Genomic DNA, 18,895 nt, shown 5'->3' with positions numbered 1-18,895 from the left:
TGCAATTTTTTGATAAAGCCCTTGTAAATAAAAGGTTTCCACAGAGGTCTATAGATGATTTGAGGTGGAGGCGAGGGAATAAGAGAAACCACAGATTACACAGATGGCACAGATTATTAGCGTCCTAAAGGAAACGCAGAGCGTGTCTCCAACACCAAGCGCGCGAAGCGCCAATCTGTGCAATCTGTGTAATCTGTGGTTTACAAAACGGCGAAACACTTGCCGGAGTCCATGACGGATGCGACGGGCTGCATCTATGGTCATCTAAAAATACCGCACAAACGCGAAGCTGTATCCGTCCGGAGCCCAGTTGGGGACATTCATTGTCCCTTGACCACCGAACAGCTCAAACAGCGTCTCGGCTTCGCCCCCCTCGGCAGGCATCAGCCGCAATCGCACCGTCTGATCGCGCGGATGGTCGCGGCCTACCGACGGATCGTAGGACAGCCACAGGACATGCCGGCCATCGGGCGACGGGTGCGGGAACCAGTCGGCATAGGGGCTGTCGCTCATGCGTTGAAGGTCGCAGCCGTCACGGCGAATACGCCATAACTGCATCTGACCGGAGCGATTGGAATTGAACCATACCCACTTACCATCAGTGGAAAAGTCCGGACCATCGTGAAGGGCGTCGCCGACGATCAGGGCGCGTTCGTCAGACCCGTCGATGCGGCTGATATAGATGCCAAACACGTCCTTCTGATGGATGCCGGTATAGGTGATCCACGCCCCGTCGGCAGAAATACCGTGATAATAGGAGGACATGTGCGCCGACACGCGCCGTGGCGTGCCACCGGACAGAGGCACAGCATAGATGCACGCGCGGTCGAATTCGGTCTTATCGGTGATCAGCACGGTCTGACCGTCCGGCGTCAGGCCGTGATCATTATTGCAACGGACGGCAAAGTCCGTGTCTATCACTTGCGGTTTGCCACCAAACGGCAGGCGGTAGATTCGCCCTTCGCAATTAAGGATCAGGGCCGTACCGTCCGGCGTGAAATGCGGCGATTCCCACAGCTCTGGTCCCTGAAAGACGACGCGGCTCTGACGGCTTTGCAGATCGTAGATTTCGATGGAACTGCGCAGGCTCATGTGCGCTCGTCCTGCTTGGCCTTGTCCCAGAGGGCGTCCATTTCGGCGAGGTCCGACTGTTCCGGTGTCTTGCCCAGCTTGGCCAGTTCGGCCTCGATACTCTCAAAGCGGCGTACAAACTTGGCATTGGTACCGCGCAGGGCGTCTTCGGGCTCAGCGTCCATTTTGCGCGCCAGATTGGCGATGACGAACAGGATGTCGCCCAGCTCAGCCTTAGCCTTTTCGTGATCACCGGCCGCCAGCTCGACCTTCAACTCGGCGACCTCTTCCTCCAGCTTGTCCAGCACTTCATCGAGCGACGGCCAGTCGAAGCCGACGCGAGCCGCGCGTTTGGTCAGCTTGGCGGCCCGGGTGAGGGCGGGCAGACCCACGGGCACGTCGTCGAGAATGCCGTGCTTGGCCTTGGCCTTGCGCTCGGCGGCCTTCTGCACCTCCCAGGCGGCGTTCTGTTCGTCGGCGGTGCGGTCCCCGGCCTCTCCGAAGACGTGCGGGTGGCGGCGGATCAGCTTGTCCGTCATGGCCTGAGCCACGTCGTTGAAATCGAACAGGCCTTGTTCCTTGGCCAGATGGCTGTGGAAGACCACCTGAAACAGCAGGTCACCCAGTTCCTCCTTGAGGTCGCGCATGTCCTTGCGCGCGATGGCGTCGGCCACCTCATAGGACTCCTCAATCGTATAGGGGGCGATGGTGTCAAAGGTCTGGGCCAGATCCCACGGACAGCCGCCGTCTTTGGCCCGCAGGCGGTTCATCACCTCGATCAGCGCATCAATGGGCGTTTCCGGGGGGGCGGGGGGAGCCTGAGTCACGGGATAAACCTTTTGCTTTCAGTGCGGACTGAATGGACGCATAGCGTTCCGGCGTCAGGTCATAGGATGTCATTGCCCACGCGCCAAGCAAAAGAAAAACGACCGGCAGGCCGATAAAAAAGGCTTCGACCCAGAACAGGGCTTCGGGCGTATTGTGCGCTGCCTTATTATCGAAGCCCAGCAGGGCCAGAGCCGACAGGGTGAGCACCGAAAACGCATAGCCCAGCTTGGTCGTGGCCGACAGAATCGACATCAGCGTGCCCTTCTGATCGTGGCCGGTTTCCAGCAAGACCTCGTCGCCAATATCGGCCATCAGCGAGCGCGTCAGCAGCAGATAGGCGGCATAGGGGATGCCGGCCAGAAACACCGCCACGGCCATGATGGGGAAGTTGTTCGCCGGCACGAAGGCCAGCCCGCTGTACACGACGGCGAAGATAATGGCCGAGGCAATCAGGGTGCGGTGCTTGGAAAAGCGCTTCGAAGCCCCGTTCCACAAGGGCGCCCCGACAAGCCCCGCCACGAAATAGAGCAGCATGGCGATGGTGCATTCAAAGCGCGTCAGGCCCTTGGTCTGCATAAAGTAGAAGAAGAACAACGCCCCCATGATCCCCGGTGCCAGCCCCATCAGCAGGTCGGCCAGTAGCACCCGGATGACGTTCGGGCGGCGGATCATGTCGAAATAGGCCCCCAGCCGCACCTCATGCGTGGCCGCATCGGACATCTTTTCCGGTACGATCCACAGGGCGATACCGATGGTCAGCGGCAGGGTGATCATGATGAAAATCCCCATCCACTGCACGCCGGTCTGGTAGGTCTGGCCGATGGCCTGAGCGACGACCGGAATGCACGCTACGCACAGGAGGCCGACAATATTGCCAATCTGCCACAAGGCGAAGACCTTGGTGCGTTCGTCATAGTCGTCGGTCAGGACGCTGCCCCAGCTCGACTGGCTAAGCGCCGCCATCGAGAAGCCGATATAGATGACCAGCAGCCAGATCCCCAGATACAGAGCCGACGCGCCTGCCGGGGCCAGAAACATAAAGCCGGTGGAGACGAACAACACCGGCAGGCACAGGGCCATCCACAGCTTGAAGCGCCCGAAGCGGGTGCGGGTGCGGTCCATGGCCCAGCCGATGACGGGATCGACGGCAATGTCGATCAGTTTGACGGCCATAAACACCACGCCCACCATGCCCAGGCTGAGGCCGATATAGGTGACGTAGTATTCGGACAAGGTCACCGACAGAGGCAGGCCGAGCGCCGCAAAGGGAATGCACGGCCCGCAAAAGGCGAGCAATCGCGGCCAGCTAACGTGTTTGGATGACATGAAAACCCCTGTGAGCGCGTCTTTTGTGAGTCCGGCCAGATTGCCGTTTGCGGCAACATACCACGCTCTTTCATTTTGAACAATGTTCATTTTAAATTCGCAAACGCATAACCGCGCTATAGTTAAACGTTTGCATGTGGCGTGTTCTCACACAATAGTGCCTGTATTTACCTCAGTATAGATTTTCTCTATATGAAGGCTTGACATTATTCGCTTAAACCCTGACGTTTAACCCAATCCGTAATTCAGCATGTCTCCTCGGCGACGGCGCATTTGTGCCGCCGGATTGCGGGCCTTTTCTGTTCTCAAACTCTAAAGGCGACCGATGGATCACCATAATATTTCCCTGATTACCACCCTTGCGTCCGGCTTTGGTCTGGCGTTGTTGTTCGGCTTTCTGGCGGAGAAAATCAAACTGCCGGCGCTGGTCGGCTATCTGCTGGCCGGAATCCTAATCGGGCCGTCCACGCCGGGCTTCGTGGCGGATACGCACATTGCGGCGCAGTTGTCTGAAATCGGCGTCATGTTGCTGATGTTCGGGGTGGGGCTGCATTTCTCGCTGGGCGACCTGATGTCGGTGCGCAAAATCGCCCTGCCGGGGGCGGTTGTGCAGATGTCGCTGGCCACCTGTCTGGGGTTTGCGCTGGCGCACTGGGGCTGGGATTGGGGCATGGGGGCGGCGCTCGTCTTCGGCTTGTCGCTATCGTGTGCCTCGACGGTCGTGCTGCTGAAGGCGCTGGAGGCGCGCAACGCCATCGACAGCATGAACGGTCGCATCGCCGTTGGCTGGCTGGTTGTCGAGGATCTGGTGACGGTGCTGGTGCTGGTCCTGCTGCCGCCGCTGGCGCATCTTTTGGAGAGCGATGGCTCGGCAGGGAGCGCCCCGACCGGCACTCTTTGGGTCACCATCGGTCAGACCCTGCTCAGCGTCGGGGCCTTTATCGCCCTGATGATGCTGGCCGGGCGCAAGGTGTTTCCGTGGATACTGTGGCAGGTGTCCAAGACCGGTTCGCGCGAACTGTTCACCCTGTCGGTTATCGCGGCGGCCATCACCATCGCCTGGGGGGCGTCGGAACTGTTCAGCGTCTCCTTTGCGTTGGGGGCTTTCTTCGCCGGTATGGTGATGCGCGAGTCGAAGTTCAGCCACCGCGCCGCCGAAGAATCCCTGCCGTTGCGTGACGCCTTTTCGGTGCTGTTCTTTGTGTCGGTCGGCATGTTGTTCGACCCCAAGGTGCTGATCGAACACCCGATGGAGGTTCTGGCCGTCGTTAGTATTATTATTGTGGGTAAGGGGCTTGCGGCGGCGGCTCTGGTGTTGGTCTTCCGCTATCCGCTCAACACCGCCTTTACCGTGGCGGCCAGTCTGGCTCAGATCGGCGAATTTTCGTTTATTCTCGGTGGGTTGGGCGTGTCTCTTGGCATCTTGCCGCAAGCGGGGATGAACCTGCTTCTGGCCGGGGCGCTGGTCTCCATTGCGGTCAATCCCTTCCTGTTTGCGGCGATTGCCCCCCTGACGCGCTGGGTGCTGGCCCACTCGGAACTGGCGCGGCGGCATGAACGGCGCGAGGACGTGCTGTCCGAACTGCCGCAGACGACGGAGGCGCGCTATCTGAAAGGTCAGGTGGTGCTGGTCGGCTATGGCCGCGTGGGCAAGCGTATTGCTGCCACTCTGGACGCCCAGGGCATCGCCTATGTGGTGGTCGAACAGAACCGCGAGCGCGTGGAAGCGTTGCGCCAGACCGGCAAGGCCGCCGTCTATGGCGATGCCGTCGAACCGGAGGTGCTGGTGCAGGCCCATATCCAGCACGCGGCCATGCTGCTGGTGGCGACGCCCGATCTGGTTGATATCCACCTGATGGTCGAAGCGGCGCGTCGCCTCAATCCGGGCATCGAGGTCGTGCTGCGCACCCATAGCGAGGAGGAGATGCACTTCCTGCAACAGGAAAAAATGGGCACCGTCTTCTTTGGGGAGGAGGAACTGGCGCGCAATATCACGCGGCACGTGCTCGACCGGTTTAGCCCTAAGGCGGCTTGATTACACCTCATTAACCATAGCGGGCGCACAGTTCAAACCTGACCAGAATCAGCTCAGAAGGCTCTGATCATGCCTCATACGCCCGCCATCAATGACAACCTGACGCCGCTGGAACAGGCGCGTCTGCTGCTGGAGACGCGCGTAGAGCGCACGCCATCCATCCTCAAGGCGCTAATGGCTTCGGCGGCGTTTGCGGTGTCGGGCTTGTGGCTGGCGGCGTCGATGCTGGTCGGGCCGGTCATGTCGCAGGACAAGCCGCGTCCAACGCCCGTTGTCAGCAAAGCGGTCAGTTCGGGTACTGAGGGCGGCTTCCAGTTGTCGGCCAGCCCCTCAGACCTCAAGTGACTCAGTTCCCCTGCTTATAACGCCAGGCTTCCGAAGCGGCCTTGATCAGGGCCGAGGCCTTATGCACGGTTTCCTGATATTCGGTGAGCGGCACGCTGTCGGCGACCACGCCGGCCCCGGCCTGCACATAGATTTTTTCGTCCTTGAACAAGGCTGTGCGCAGCACGATACAGACGTCCAGTGACCCGGAGCCGGAGATATAGCCGACGCCCCCGGCATAGCCGACGCCGCGTTTGACCGATTCCAGTTCGTCGATAATCTCCATGGCCCGCACCTTGGGCGCGCCCGACAGCGTCCCGGCGGGCAGGGCGGCCAGCAGGGCATCGACCGGATCGAGATTGGCCGGGGCATCGCCTTCGACGTTCGAGACGATGTGCATGACGTGGCTGTAGCGTTCGATATAGAATTTCTGCGTCACGCGCACGCTGGCCGGTTTGGCGACGCGGCCGACATCGTTGCGGCCCAGATCGAGCAGCATCAGGTGCTCGGACAATTCCTTCGGATCGGCCAGCAGTTCGGCCTCCAGCGCCTTGTCCTCTTCAGGTGTTTTGCCGCGCGGGCGGGTGCCGGCGATCGGGCGGATCGTCAGCTTGCCGTCGCGCACGCGCACCAAAATCTCCGGTGACGAACCTGCCAACTGGAAATTACCGAAATCCAGATAGAAGAGGTAGGGCGAGGGGTTCTGACGGCGCAGCGACCGGTAGAAGGCGAACGGATCGAGGTCGAACGGTGCTTCGAAGCGGTGCGACGGCACCACCTGAAAAATATCGCCCGCCGCTATGTAGTCCTTGGCCTTTTCGACCATGGCGCTGTAGTCCGCCGCCGAGGTGGGTGAGGTGAGGGCAGGCTGTTCACGCTCCAGCGCCACGGGTTTGGGCGGCAGGGGCAGGCGCAGGTCTTCTTCGACCTGATCGAGGCGCGACAGGGCGGCGCTATAGGCCGTCTGGGCGTTAACCCCCGCGCCCGGCCATACGGTCGTGGCCAGCAGGATTTCGTGCTTTACATTGTCGAAGACGCAGATGACCGACGGGCGGCACACCACGGCGTCCGGCAGGGACAGCGGATCGGGATTGGCAGGCCCCAGCGGCTCATAAAGCCGGATAAGGTCGTAGCCGAACACGCCGAACAGGCCGGAAATCATTGGCGGCAGGTCAGCCGGGATGTCCAAACGGTGCGCGGTGACGAGCGCCCGCAAGGACTCAAGCGTCGGTGCGCTTTCGGCCTCATAAAGCCCTTTGGCAATCGCCGCTTCGCCGCGCGCGATCTCCGCCCGCTCACCAAAACAGCGCCAGACGAGGTCAGGACGTAATGTCAGGATCGAATAGCGCCCGGCCAGAGCCCCGCCCTCGACCGATTCGAACAGAAACGAGAAGGCGCGGCTCCTGGCCAGTTTGAGGTAGGCCGAGACGGGTGTTTCCAGATCGTCGGTCAGACGGCGGGTGACGATAACCGGTTGTCCGGCGTCATATTGGGCCGCGAAGCCGCTGACGCCGGTAGCATCGGAAGCGAAGGCCGCGCTGATCATTTGGCGGCCTTGCCGGCTTCTGCCGTCTTGTCGTCCGCCTTGATGCTGGCCGGGTTGAGGCCCAGAGCCGCGATTGCGGCATCGGGGTTGGTCTTCGTCTTGACCGCGGCGCGCGCGCCCTTGCGCATAGTGAAGCTGAGGTCCTGGAACAGGCCATAGGCGACGGCCTGACCGGTCATGGCCGAGGCCTGATTGACGGCGGTGGCTTCGCCCTTGTTGATGGCGGTGACCTTACCCACGACGCTGACCATTTCGTTCAGACGCGCGGTGAAGACTTCATTATTTTTGGCCGAGAAGATGCGGCCGGTCAGTTCCGGGCCGACCTGTTGCGGGGCCGTCTGACGCGCCAGACCGGCGCGCGTTTCGACCTTAAGGCCCATCGCAGAGGCAACGGCCTGAAGCGACTCGCCCTTGCGCAGGCGTGCAGCGGCCTCTTCGCCCTTGGCGGCGACGCGATCGCCGGCGGTCTTTTGCTGCCAGGCCTGAATCATCTGCGGTTTGATCTTGTCGAGCGCCGGGACTTCCGACGGCAGCACTTCGTTGACGCGCAGGGCGAAATACTCACCATTGCCCAGTTCGGTGACGTCGGTTTCGCCGCCCTTGGGCTGATCGAAGGCGGCTTTCAGGATTGGGGCGTACTGGAACGGCTGGCCGTTGCCCATCTGACCCTCGGCGGTCATCGGCGGCAGGTTGATCACACGCACACCGGCCTTTTGCGCGGCGGTCATGAAGTCAGCACCGGCCGAACGTTCCTTTTCAAAGACTTCGGACGCCTTGTAGGCCAGATCCTTGGCCTTGTCGGCCTTGTATTCCGCTTCAAGCTGGTTGCGCACCGTATCGAAGCCGGTCACCGAGGCGGCGGTGATGCCCGACACCTTGACGACGGCCAGACCGAGGCTGCCCTGAACCGGACCCGACACCTCACCCTGCTTCAGGGCAAAGGCCGCGTCGGCCACCTTGGCGTCGGCCACAGCGGTTTTCGGCTTGGCGTCATAGGTGATCACCGTGCCTTTGTTGGCCTTGGCGGCGGTCTGGGCGTCGGTGCCCGAACGCAGGGCCTGAGCCACGGCTTCGGCGGCCTTCTGATCCGGCACGGTCACCTGCACGAAGGTGCGGGTTTCCGGGTTGGACAGGGTGTCACGGCGGAATTCATAGAGTTTTTTCAGTTCGGCCTCGTCGACCGTCACCTTTGAGGCAAAGTCGCCGGGGGCGAAGGAGACAACGGTAAACTGACGCAGTTCCGGACGGCGCAGGCGTTCCTTGTTGTCATCATAGAATTTCAGCAGTTCGGCATCGGTCGGCATACCCGGCTTTTCGATATTGTCCGGGGTGACAACCAGAAGCGTGGTGTCGCGCGTCTCGCTGGCGAAGGCGCTTTGCAGGGCCGCATAGATGCGCGGTGGCTTAAGCCCGGCCACCGAGGCTTCGATAAACTGGCGGTTGGCGATGTCGTCGCTGATGATCTGCTCGAACTTGGTCTCGCTCATCTTCATCTGCGTGGCCAGTTCCTGCTGGTACTTGGCCTTGTCAAACTTGCCCGTGATCGAATCGAAGAAGATCGGGTATTTGGCGATCTGATCGGTGACCACCTTGGCCGACGGGCGCAGACCGACCTTGACCAGCCATGCCGACACCGAATCCATATCAGCCAGCTCTTCCATGATGCGCACATGCAGGCCCTGCTTCACAGCGTCTTCATAGGTCAGGGTCTGGCCGCTCTGCTGCTCAGCTCCGGTTTTCCACTGATCGAACTGACGACGATAATCATCCGTCGTCGTCTGGCGATCACCGGCATCAACCACATTGCGCGAAGACGGCTGCGAGAACAGGTCGGACATACCGAAGACGGCGAAACTCAGGATCAACGCCGCCATCAAAATCTTGAAAGTGAGCGACTTGGTAAACTGACGGAAGCTGGAGATCATGAAAGGGGCGACCTTGAAAAGATGAAGTGCCACCGCTCCGGGGCGGACGGCGCGCAGACATATAATTGACCAACCGTGACGGGATCAAGGCTGTTACAAACGGAATCCAATTGTTTGCCGGTTTTTTCTTGGCGTAACGGGTCGGCTTCGTTACAGATAACATTATCAACAAAATATAACATGCCACTGATTTTATAATGCCAAAACATCCGCTTATTGCGGGCAACTGGAAGATGCATGGCCTCAGGGACGGCCTTCCGGAAGCCCTGGCCATGGATACCGCCGCGCGCAACAGCCGGGCTTCGGTCGCCATCTTCCCGCCCTCAACCCTTCTTTTTGCCCTGAGTGAGGCTTTGAACGCCCGCCCTGAACCCAGCCCCGTGCGTCTGGGCGGTCAGGATTGCCATAAGGACACGCAAGGCGCCTTTACCGGTGACCTGTCGGCCGAAATGCTGAAAGACGCGGGTGCCGATATGGTCATATTGGGCCATTCCGAACGCCGTCATGGTCACAAGGAGGCCTGCGAAAGCGTCGCCGCCAAGACTCTGGCAGCGCTGCGGGCCGGGCTGGAGCCGATCATCTGCATCGGTGAAACGCTTGACCAGCGTCAGGAAGGCCTCACCCACGCCGTCCTCAGCAAGCAGTTGCGCGATAGCCTGCCTCTGGCGCTCGAAGGGCAAACCTTCCATGTGGCCTATGAGCCCGTCTGGGCCATCGGCACCGGCCACGTGCCCACCGATGATCAGGTCATCGACGCCATGCTGCTGATCCAGAAGCATCTGGCGCAGCGTTTCCACAATCAGGTCGTGCCGCACACGCTTTATGGCGGCTCGGTCAAGCCGGACAATGCCCGCCACCTGTTGTCGTTGGACGGCGTGGATGGTCTGCTGGTCGGCGGCGCGTCGCTCAAGGCTGAGGATTTCAACCGCATCATCGCCGCCGCGGACTGAAATTCCACCGCAAATCCTTGAAACAGCTATGGCCAATGCCCAGTCTTAGTGCTAAGGGCGTGCGCTTACGCTTTGGACAAGGCGCGCGACCCAAAGGGGCGCAGCCCCGCCCTTAGCCCAGACATTCGCCCAAAAGACCCCGGAACTTCATGCTGTTCGTTATCCTGCTCTCGATCCAAATCCTCATCGGCATCGCTCTGGTGGGACTGATTCTCGTTCAGCGGTCCGAAGGCGGGGCGCTCGGCATGGGCGGCGGTCCGTCGGGCTTCATGTCGGCGCGCGGTGCTGGCAACTTCCTGACCAAGGCCACTTCGATTCTGGCGATTCTGTTCTTCGCCAACTGTATCGCCCTGACCGTGGTGTCGAACCTCGACCGTCGCGGCACTTCCGTGGTCGATCAGGTCGGCGCCGATAACGTCAAGCTGAACGAAGCTCAGGCTTCGGCGGCGGCCGCTGCGGCCGCACAAAACGCTCAACAATCGGCAGGCGCCACGTCGTCTTCGGCCGCACCCTCCCTGACCGACCTGCCGTCGCCGACCAGCGCCGCGCCGTCGCTCAGCACGCTGGGCGCGCCGGCCTCTTCGGCGTCGTCGTCAAGCGCGGCCCGCCCGGCGGCGAAACCGGCGGCTCAGCCCGCCAAGTCGGCCGCAACCTCTTCGTCATCGGCGGCTTCGTCTTCGGCCTCGAACTGAAGACCGCTCTAAAATCTGAACTCAGGACCGGCTCACAGATCGCTTTGTGAGCCGATCTTTTTGACTATATATGAAGGTAAGTGGAATCGCCCGCAGCGGTTCCCGGATAAAGGTTTTCCGACATGCCCACGGTGAACACGGATATGGCGCGCTTTGTATTTATTACGGGGGGCGTGGTGTCCTCGCTCGGCAAGGGGCTGGCTTCGGCGGCGCTGGGGGCCCTGCTTCAGGCGCGCGGCTATAAGGTTCGCCTGCGCAAGCTCGACCCCTATCTGAACGTCGATCCTGGCACGATGAGCCCCTATCAGCACGGGGAGGTCTTCGTCACCGATGACGGCGCGGAAACCGATCTCGACCTTGGCCACTATGAGCGCTTCACGGCGGTCAATGCGCGCAAAACCGACAATATCACCACCGGGCGCATCTATTCCAACATCATCGAAAAAGAGCGGCGCGGCGACTATCTGGGCGCCACCGTGCAGGTCATTCCGCACGTCACCGACCAGATCAAGAGCTTTGTCCTGTCGGATCAGGGCGATGCCGACTTCATTCTGGTCGAAATCGGTGGCACGGTCGGCGATATCGAAGGCCTGCCTTTCTTTGAAGCCATTCGCCAGCTTGGGCAGGAGCTGCCGCGCCGTCAGTGCTGCTTTATCCATCTGACCCTGCTGCCCTTCGTCAAGACGGCGGGCGAGATGAAGACCAAGCCGACCCAGCATTCGGTCAAGGAACTGCGCTCGATCGGTATTCAGCCGGACATTCTTCTGTGCCGCAGCGAGTATGAAATCCCGCGCGAGGAACGCCGCAAGATCGGTCTGTTCTGTAATGTGCGCGAAACAGCGGTCATTCAGGCGCTCGATTCGGCCAATATCTACGCCGTGCCGATCGACTATCACCGCGAAGGCTTCGACAACGAGGTGCTGAGCGTCTTCGGCATCGAAGACGCGCCGCAGCCCGATCTGTCGATGTGGGAAGACATCACCCACCGCTACGCCAAGCCGGACGGCGAGGTGTCGATTGCCATTGTTGGCAAATATACGGTGTTAAAAGACGCCTATAAGTCGTTGATCGAAGCCGTTTATCACGGCGGTATGGCCAACCGCGTCAAGGTCAATATCGAGTGGGTCGAGTCCGAAACCTTCGAGGACGATCCCGAAACCGTGCGTCAGAAGCTGGAAAACGTGCACGCTATTCTGGTGCCCGGCGGCTTCGGTGAGCGCGGGGCCGAAGGCAAGATCATGGCCGCCAAGTTCGCGCGCGAAAACCAGATCCCCTATCTCGGCATCTGCTTCGGGATGCAGATGGCCGTTGTCGAGGCCGCGCGCCATCAGGCCGGCATCGCCAAGGCCACCTCATCGGAGTTTGGCGACAGCGGCGAACACGTTGTGGGCCTGATGACCGAATGGCTCAATGGTAATGAGCTGAATCAGCGCGCGGCGGGCGGCAATCTGGGCGGGACCATGCGTCTGGGGGCCTTTGCGGCGAGCTTGCGCGAAGGCTCAAAAGTCGCCGATATCTACGGCACGACGCAGATTTCCGAACGCCACCGCCACCGTTACGAAGTCAATCGCGACTATATCCCGCAGCTTGAGGCCTGTGGCCTGAAGTTCAGCGGCATGTCGCCGGACGGCCTGCTGCCGGAAATCGTCGAACGCGACGACCATCCGTGGTTTATCGGCGTGCAGTACCACCCGGAATACAAGTCCCGCCCCATGCAGCCGCACCCGCTGTTCAAAAGCTTCATCACCGCGGCGCTCGACCGCAGCCGTCTGGTTTAATTTTCAGGATACCTTCATGCGTCAGCTTATTTCTTCCGGTTCGCCGTTTGAACCGACCATCGGGTTTTCGCGCGCCGTGCGTATCGGCAACCGTATCGAAGTCGCGGGCACCACGGCCATGCGCGATGGCAAGTTGGTCGGGGCAGGGGATTGCTACCTGCAAACCAAAACCATCCTCGAAACCATCGTCAAGGCGGTGGAAGAGGCGGGCGGTTCGGTGACTGACATCATCCGCACGCGCATCTTCCTGACCGATATGTCGCTGTGGCAGGAAGCCGCCCGCGCCCACGGTGAAGTGTTTGGTGAGATTCGTCCGGCGTCGAGCTTTCTCGGCACCTCGGCCCTGATCAACCCCGAATGGCTGGTTGAGATCGAAGCCTCGGCTCAGATAGAAGCGTAATCGGGCAAAAGCCCTTTGCCAAAAAGCGGGTTTGTAGTAACAGACCTTGACCATCCGGATATCGAATCCGGACAGATTTCGCGTCCGCAGGAGATTGTCATGTTCGCGCGCATCTTCAAGCCGTCCAAGACCGCCATGCAGTCGGGCAAGGCCAAGACTCAGGATTGGGTGCTGGAGTTCGAACCGGCCTCGGCGCGCACGCCCGACCCGCTGATGGGCTGGATTTCGGCGGCGGACACTCATACCCAGGTGCGCCTCTCCTTCGATACCAAGGAACAGGCCATGGCCTATGCCGAAACCCACGGCATCCCGTTTCGCCTGATCGAGCCGGAAACCCCGCCGAAGATCATCAAGGCCTATGCCGACAATTTCGCGTCCAACCGCCGTCAGAGCTGGACGCACTAAAAGCGCTTTCTGACTCCGTAGCTCAGCTGGATAGAGCATCCGCCTTCTAAGCGGACGGTCGCAGGTTCGAATCCTGCCGGGGTCGCCATTTCTCCAATTTGTGAGCACTGATCGTCCCTTTCGCTTTGACCGGGGCGGCGGGCTGGTGTTGAATAGGGTGCGCCGCCACCGTAAAGGCCCTGCTGCCCATGTCCGTGTTCCGCCCCCTGTCCCGCCTTGCCGCGCCGCTCGCTCTGGCCGGTCTTGTGTGCGGTCTGACGGCGTGTAATCAGGGACAAAAGGCCACAGACGACAAACCCGCTCAGGCCCCCGAGGCCACGCTCACCCCCACCCAAAGCGACAGTGCCACGCTAAAAGCCGTCTTGACGCGCGGACGGGTCAATTGCGGCGTGCATCCCGGTCTGATCGGTTTTTCGTATAAGGACAATTCCGGACGCTGGCGTGGGTTCGACGTCGATTTTTGCCGCGCTCTGGCCGCCGCCATCTTTTCCGACGCCGATAAGGTGACCTATGTGCCGCTCACCACGACCGAACGGTTCGAGGCGCTGAAAACCGGAAAGGTCGATGTGCTGTGGCGTTCGACCTCCTGGACCCTGTCGCGCGACGCTGCGGATCAGGTCGATTACGCCGGCATCAACTATTATGACGGTCAGGGTTTTCTGGTGCGCAAATCCCTGCGGCTGAACAGCGCCACCGAATTGAACGGTGCGCGCATCTGCGTGCAGACGGGTTCGACCAGCGAGCTTAATCTGGCCGACTTTTTCCGCGCGCGCGGGCTGAAATACAACCCCGTCGTGGTCAAGAACGAGGACGAGGGGCGCGACGCCTATGCCGCCAGTCAGTGCGATGCCCTGAGCAGCGACGTGTCGGCTCTGGCGGCAGCGCGCACGACGCTGAGCGACCCGACGGCTCACACCATTTTGCCGGAAATCATCTCGAAGGAGCCTTTGGGGCCGGTCGTGCGGCAAGGCGATGACCAGTGGACGGGCATTGTGCGCTGGACGCTCTACGCGACCATTGCCGGTGAGGAACTGGGCGTCACGAGCCAGTCAGTAAAAGCGGATCAACTGGAGTCCCCAAATCCAGAGGTCCGTCGACTTCTGGGCTCAGAGGGCAATCTGGGTGGCACTCTGGGGCTGGGGCCGGAATGGGCCTATAATATCGTATCGCAGGTCGGCAATTACGGTGAAATCTTCGACCGCAATATCGGCGCAGACTCGCCGCTTAAGCTGTCGCGCGGGCTGAATGCGCAATGGAACGCGTCCGAACGCGGCCTGCTCTATTCGCCACCCGTGCGCTGAGCGGAGGTGACGACCGGCGTGTCGAGCGTCGCCTGACCCCATTCGGCCCACGACCCGTCATAGAGCCGCACCTTGTCATGGCCGACCTCATGCAGCGCCAGGGCGATAATGGCCGCCGTCACCCCTGATCCACACGAGGTGATGACCTGCGTTTTGGGCGTGATGTGCAGGGCGGAGAAGATGTTTTTCAGGTCTGCGACCGGTTTTAGCGCCCCATCGCGGATCAGTTCGCTGGCGGGCAGGCTACGGCTGCCCGGCATGTGTCCGGAGCGCAGACCGGCGCGCGGTTCCGGGGCTGTGCCATCAAAACGCGCGGCCGGGCGGGCGTCCAGCACCATCTCATCCGATGCGCCAAGATGTGACCGCAACAGATTGAGAGATATAACAAGATCGGGGTTTGGGTTCGGGGTGTAGGTGACGCCATTGGCCCACTCTGCGCCGCTACCTGTCGGATAGCCAGCCGCTAGCCACGCCGGTAGGCCGCCCGTCAGCACCTGCACCTTTTTATGGCCCATCAGGCGGAAGGTCCACCAGACACGCGCCGCGGAAAACAGGCCCTGCCGGTCATAGATCACCACGTGGTCGGTTTCACTGATGCCCATGTCGCCAACCGCCTGCGCAAACACATCGGGGGTCGGGGCCATGTGCGGCAGGCCGCTGCTGCGGTCGCTGATGGCGTCGATATCGAAGAATTGCGCCGTCGGGATATGACTTTCAGCATAGAGGGCGCGCATGTCTGTACCATCCAGCGCCCAACTGCCGTCGATGATCTTGACTGACCCGGCATCGAGCAGGGATTTCAGGGTATCGGCCTCTATCTGGGCAGGCATGGCTCAGTCCTCTTTCATCTGCGCATAGGCGTCGAGCGCCCGCTGACGCGCCATAGCGTGATCGACGATCATGTACGGGGCACCCTTTGAGTTAGAAGCTGAAACGCCTGCGAAATCAAACAGGTCGCGTTCAAATTTTTGGTGATGCGTGGATGCAGCGCCTGCTATCTTTTCCGTAAAACCGGAAACAAAGCGCCGACGATAGGCCCCCTTCGGGTCGAATTTGTCGGCCTGAGTCAAGGGGTTGAAGATGCGGAAATAGGGGGCCGCATCGGCCCCGGACCCGGCTACCCATTGCCAACTGGCCGTATTGCTGGCCGGATCGGCATCGACCAGCGTGTCCCAGAACCACTGTTCCCCCAGCCGCCAGTCGATCAACAGGTGCTTGGACAGGAACGAGGCGCAGACCATACGCACGCGGTTGTGCATGAACCCCGTGCGCCAGAGTTGACGCATACCGGCATCGACCAGACTGTAGCCGGTTTCGCCGCGCTGCCACGCGCGCAAGCCCGCTGTATCGTCGCGCCACGGCATGGCGTCGAAGGCGCTTTTGAAATTGACACGATCAAGGTTCGGCTGGAGTTGCAGGATATTGTAGCTGAAATCGCGCCAGGCCAGTTCGGCGCGGAATTTTTCCAGATCTTCGCGCAGGGCCGAATGAGAGGCGGCGTGCGCTTCGGCTTCATGCAGAACCCGGTGCGGGCTGATCTCCCCAAAACGCAGATGCGGCGACAGGCGCGAGGTGATGTCGAGATCGGGCCGGTCGCGATCCGGCGCGTAGCCTTTCAGCCCGGAGCGCAGAAAGGCCGACAGGCGCTGATGCGCGCCGTCTTCGCCCGGCGTCCACAGATCGAAACCTTCAGACCAGTCGCGCCCCGACGGTGTCAGGGCGGGTTTGAGCCCCAGCGCATCAATCTCCATGCCCTCCGGCCATTCGGCAGGGGCCGGCCAATGGGTCGCCACGGGTTTTCGCGCATGGCCCTTTGCCGCTCCATGGGCCAGCAGGGCGCGGTAGAAGGGGGTAAAGACCTTGTACGGATTGCCATCGCCCGTGCGAATCTGCGTCGGATCGGACAGAAGGTGCGTGTTGAAACTCTCGACAGGGATGCCCAGCCCCTTGCCCAGACCGGCATCGAAGGCGTCGATCTTCGGCTCAAAGGTACGTGAGAGGATCAGTCGTGTCGCCGAAACCTGCCCGATCAGGCGCTTCAACTGCGCCAAAGACGGCCCTTTGAGGACGATCAGACGTGATCCGCGCGCCCGCAAACCCTGATCCAGCGACCGCAAGGAGCGATCCAGCCACCATTTCGAAGCTGCCCCTAAAGGCCGCTGTGCCAGTTGTTCGTCGTAAATATAGACCGGCACCACCGGGCTGCCGCTGTTGAGCGCGGCTTCCACGCCTTCATGATCTTGCAGTCGCAGATCGGAACGAAACCACAGGATCGTCGTTTGGGTCATCAATAGGGCCTGTTCAAATTCCGGTTTACGTGCGGCTGGGCGGGTTCGATCAATCCGATCACTATTGACCGGACCGGGGGAGGCGACTAAGCCAGAACAATCTAGTGTCCTGAATCTGAAATTCGCATGCGCTCGATATCGCCCTCTGGCGAATTTCAGATTCAACAGGACACTAGCAACTTATTGTATCTAGTATCGTTTTGAATTTGAAGTTCGCACGGTTCTCGATATGAAAAAGGAAGCGAACTTCAAATTCACGATACGAGCACCCAGAGTTCCTTTATGTCCTCACCGCCGAAACTGAGCGCGTGTATTATCACCAAGAATGAAGCCGATCGTCTCGCCAATTGCCTGCGGGCGATTGAGGGGCTGGTCGATGAGGTGGTGGTGGTCGATTCCGGCTCCACGGACGGAACGCCGGATATGGCGCGTCAGATGGGGGCGAAGGTCTTTCACAATGATTGGGTGGGGTACGGGCCGCAAAAGCGCTTTTCTGAAGACTGCGCCAGCCACGACTGGATACTCAATCTCGACGCCGATGAGGTGGTGACGCCGCAGTTGTATCAGGAAATCAAGGCCCTGATCGCGCGCGGCCCTGACCTGCCGGCCTATCGGTTCAAGCTGCGCAATGTCTATCCGGGTAAGGACAAGCCGCGCCTGTGGGCCGACTATCACAACTATGTGCGCCTCTATGACCGGCGTAAGGTACGGTTCCGCGACTCGCTGGTGCACGACACGGTAGACACCAGAGACGAGCCGGTAGGGCAGCTACACGGATCGGCGACGCACTTTTCGGCGCGGTCCTATGACCATATCCGTCAGAAGCTCGACTCCTACACCAACCTTCAGGCCAAGGCGCTGAAAAAGCCCGCCTGGGCGATATGGCTGCGCCTGCCGTTCGAATATCCGTTCGTTTTCACGCGCTATTTCCTGTTCCGTTGCCACTTCACCGGTGGCTGGGACGGGGTATTGTCCAGCCATCTGGCAGCCGAAGCCCGTGTGAAGCGCTTGTTGAAAATTCTCAAGGCTCAAAAAGAGCTTAAAGAAAAATCTTAAGGCATCAGATTACATGTCTTCTGCAAAACCTTCCTTCTGGCAAGATATGGCCTGGCGCTTCGAGGCGCTGATGTACGACCTGTTCGTCGGCGTCGTGCGCGCCTTGCCGGTCGATACGGCGTCGGATATGGGGGCGTGGCTGCTGAAGGCCATAGGGCCCATCACCCCGACCCAGAAGCTGGTGCGTCAGAACCTCGACCTCGCCTTTCCGGACAAGGACGAGGCGTGGAAGGCGAACGTCGCCCGCGCGCAGTGGGACAATCTGGGGCGCACCTTTGCCGAATTCGCCATTATGGACCGCATCCGCATCGCCAACGGGCGCGTTGAGGTGGTCAATATGGAGCGGCTGAAGGCCATAGCCGAGAGTCAGACCCCTGTGGTCTTCATCTCCGGGCATTTTGCCAACTGGGAGATTATGCCCTCGACCATCGTCGATGCGGGGGTTGACTGTCAGATGACCTATCGCGCCGCCAATAACCCGTATGTCGATGAGCGTATCAAGGCCGGACGGATGCGTTACGGGGTGCGTCTGTTTGCGCCGAAGGGTGGCGACGGGGCGAAGGAATTGCTGATCGCCATGGCCAAGGGCGAATCGGTCGCGCTGATGAACGATCAGAAGTTCAATCGCGGCGTCGCCACCCCCTTTTTCGGGCGCAGCGCCGATACGGCGCCCGGCCCGACGCGGCTGGCTATGCGCTTTGGCACGGTCTTGCAGCCGATGACGGTCGAGCGTCTGCACAAGGCGCGCTTCCGTGTGATCGTTCATGAGCCGATTGAGGTGGATGATACCGGCCATAAGGCCGCTGATATCGACAGCACCGTGGCCAAGGTTTCGGCCTTTATCGAAGAGGTGGTGCGTGCGCGGCCGGAAGAATGGTTCTGGGTGCATAAACGCTGGCCCAATGACGCCTATAAGCCCGGTACGCCCAAAGCCCCTTAACGTCGGCACATAATATGTGAAGCGCTGAGC

The 18,895-nt window shown here is 60.7% G+C and carries 17 protein-coding genes and 1 tRNA gene; 11 read left to right on the top strand and 7 right to left on the bottom strand.

Annotated features, from left to right (window positions below; translation table 11 throughout):
* Window positions 1-264: 264 nt before the first annotated feature.
* Genes EM6_RS14175 through EM6_RS14165 form a run of 3 tightly spaced genes read right to left on the bottom strand, consistent with a single transcriptional unit; the run spans window position 265 to window position 3,225 of the window.
* Window positions 265-1,092, bottom strand: a complete 828-nt coding sequence (locus EM6_RS14175; protein ID WP_126423787.1) for a TolB family protein — start codon at window positions 1,090-1,092, stop codon at window positions 265-267.
* The gene (gene mazG / locus EM6_RS14170) at window positions 1,089-1,841 is read right to left on the bottom strand and encodes a nucleoside triphosphate pyrophosphohydrolase (RefSeq protein ID WP_232037183.1); all 753 of its coding nucleotides are present in this window, start codon (window positions 1,839-1,841) and stop codon (window positions 1,089-1,091) included. The genes EM6_RS14175 and mazG overlap by 4 nt, the downstream gene beginning before the upstream one ends.
* 16 nt (window positions 1,842-1,857) lie before the next feature.
* The gene (locus tag EM6_RS14165; protein WP_232037135.1) at window positions 1,858-3,225 is read right to left on the bottom strand and encodes an MFS transporter; all 1,368 of its coding nucleotides are present in this window, start codon (window positions 3,223-3,225) and stop codon (window positions 1,858-1,860) included.
* Between the two features lie 325 nt (window positions 3,226-3,550).
* Here EM6_RS14165 and ybaL point away from each other — a divergent pair, with 325 nt between their 5' ends.
* Both ybaL and EM6_RS14155 read left to right on the top strand, forming a co-directional pair.
* Window positions 3,551-5,260 (top strand): YbaL family putative K(+) efflux transporter, encoded by a 1,710-nt coding sequence (ybaL, locus tag EM6_RS14160; protein ID WP_126423784.1) that lies wholly within the window; start codon window positions 3,551-3,553, stop codon window positions 5,258-5,260.
* Between the two features lie 69 nt (window positions 5,261-5,329).
* Complete coding sequence (locus EM6_RS14155) at window positions 5,330-5,605, top strand: hypothetical protein (protein ID WP_126423783.1); 276 nt, start codon at window positions 5,330-5,332, stop codon at window positions 5,603-5,605.
* Window position 5,606: 1 nt separating this feature from the next.
* Here EM6_RS14155 and trpE read toward each other — a convergent pair whose 3' ends face one another.
* Together trpE and EM6_RS14145 are read right to left on the bottom strand one after the other, a co-directional pair.
* Entirely contained in the window at window positions 5,607-7,130 is a 1,524-nt protein-coding gene (trpE, locus tag EM6_RS14150; RefSeq protein WP_126423782.1) for an anthranilate synthase component I, read from the bottom strand.
* Window positions 7,127-9,055, bottom strand: a complete 1,929-nt coding sequence (locus EM6_RS14145; RefSeq protein ID WP_145987691.1) for a peptidyl-prolyl cis-trans isomerase — start codon at window positions 9,053-9,055, stop codon at window positions 7,127-7,129. The genes trpE and EM6_RS14145 overlap by 4 nt, the downstream gene beginning before the upstream one ends.
* A 197-nt stretch (window positions 9,056-9,252) precedes the next feature.
* Between EM6_RS14145 and tpiA the strand changes: the two genes are divergently transcribed.
* From tpiA to EM6_RS14110, 7 genes are all read left to right on the top strand, one after another.
* On the top strand, window positions 9,253-10,005 hold the full coding sequence (gene tpiA, locus EM6_RS14140; RefSeq protein WP_126423780.1) for a triose-phosphate isomerase: 753 nt from the start codon (window positions 9,253-9,255) through the stop codon (window positions 10,003-10,005).
* A gap of 149 nt (window positions 10,006-10,154) precedes the next feature.
* A complete protein-coding gene (gene secG, locus EM6_RS14135; RefSeq protein ID WP_126423779.1) occupies window positions 10,155-10,697 on the top strand; it encodes a preprotein translocase subunit SecG in 543 nt (180 codons plus the stop codon).
* A gap of 143 nt (window positions 10,698-10,840) precedes the next feature.
* Window positions 10,841-12,475: a CTP synthase gene (locus tag EM6_RS14130; RefSeq protein ID WP_126424160.1), complete on the top strand. Its 1,635-nt coding sequence runs from the start codon at window positions 10,841-10,843 to the stop codon at window positions 12,473-12,475.
* Window positions 12,476-12,491: 16 nt separating this feature from the next.
* On the top strand, window positions 12,492-12,875 hold the full coding sequence (locus EM6_RS14125) for a RidA family protein (RefSeq protein ID WP_126423778.1): 384 nt from the start codon (window positions 12,492-12,494) through the stop codon (window positions 12,873-12,875).
* Between the two features lie 99 nt (window positions 12,876-12,974).
* On the top strand, window positions 12,975-13,280 hold the full coding sequence (locus EM6_RS14120) for an ETC complex I subunit (protein ID WP_126423777.1): 306 nt from the start codon (window positions 12,975-12,977) through the stop codon (window positions 13,278-13,280).
* Window positions 13,281-13,291: 11 nt separating this feature from the next.
* A tRNA-Arg gene (locus tag EM6_RS14115) sits at window positions 13,292-13,368 on the top strand.
* A 100-nt stretch (window positions 13,369-13,468) separates the two neighbouring features.
* Window positions 13,469-14,581, top strand: coding sequence for an amino acid ABC transporter substrate-binding protein (locus tag EM6_RS14110; protein ID WP_126423776.1), 1,113 nt, complete (start codon window positions 13,469-13,471; stop codon window positions 14,579-14,581).
* On the opposite strand, the gene sseA is transcribed toward EM6_RS14110, so the two are convergent.
* Complete coding sequence (sseA, locus tag EM6_RS14105) at window positions 14,560-15,411, bottom strand: 3-mercaptopyruvate sulfurtransferase (protein ID WP_126423775.1); 852 nt, start codon at window positions 15,409-15,411, stop codon at window positions 14,560-14,562. The genes EM6_RS14110 and sseA overlap by 22 nt on opposite strands.
* A 3-nt stretch (window positions 15,412-15,414) precedes the next feature.
* Window positions 15,415-16,869 (bottom strand): cryptochrome/photolyase family protein, encoded by a 1,455-nt coding sequence (locus EM6_RS14100; protein WP_126423774.1) that lies wholly within the window; start codon window positions 16,867-16,869, stop codon window positions 15,415-15,417.
* Between the two features lie 282 nt (window positions 16,870-17,151).
* Between EM6_RS14100 and EM6_RS14095 the strand changes: the two genes are divergently transcribed.
* Window positions 17,152-17,925, top strand: coding sequence for a glycosyltransferase family 2 protein (locus EM6_RS14095; RefSeq protein WP_126423773.1), 774 nt, complete (start codon window positions 17,152-17,154; stop codon window positions 17,923-17,925).
* 13 nt (window positions 17,926-17,938) lie between these two features.
* On the top strand, window positions 17,939-18,865 hold the full coding sequence (locus EM6_RS14090; protein ID WP_126423772.1) for a lysophospholipid acyltransferase family protein: 927 nt from the start codon (window positions 17,939-17,941) through the stop codon (window positions 18,863-18,865).
* The last annotated feature ends 30 nt before the right edge of the window (window positions 18,866-18,895 follow it).

This window comes from Asticcacaulis excentricus, assembly GCF_003966695.1.
GTDB lineage: Bacteria > Pseudomonadota > Alphaproteobacteria > Caulobacterales > Caulobacteraceae > Asticcacaulis > Asticcacaulis excentricus_A.
The sequence above is the reverse complement of the archived record's forward strand: the minus strand, read 5'-3'. Positions and strand labels throughout refer to the sequence as shown.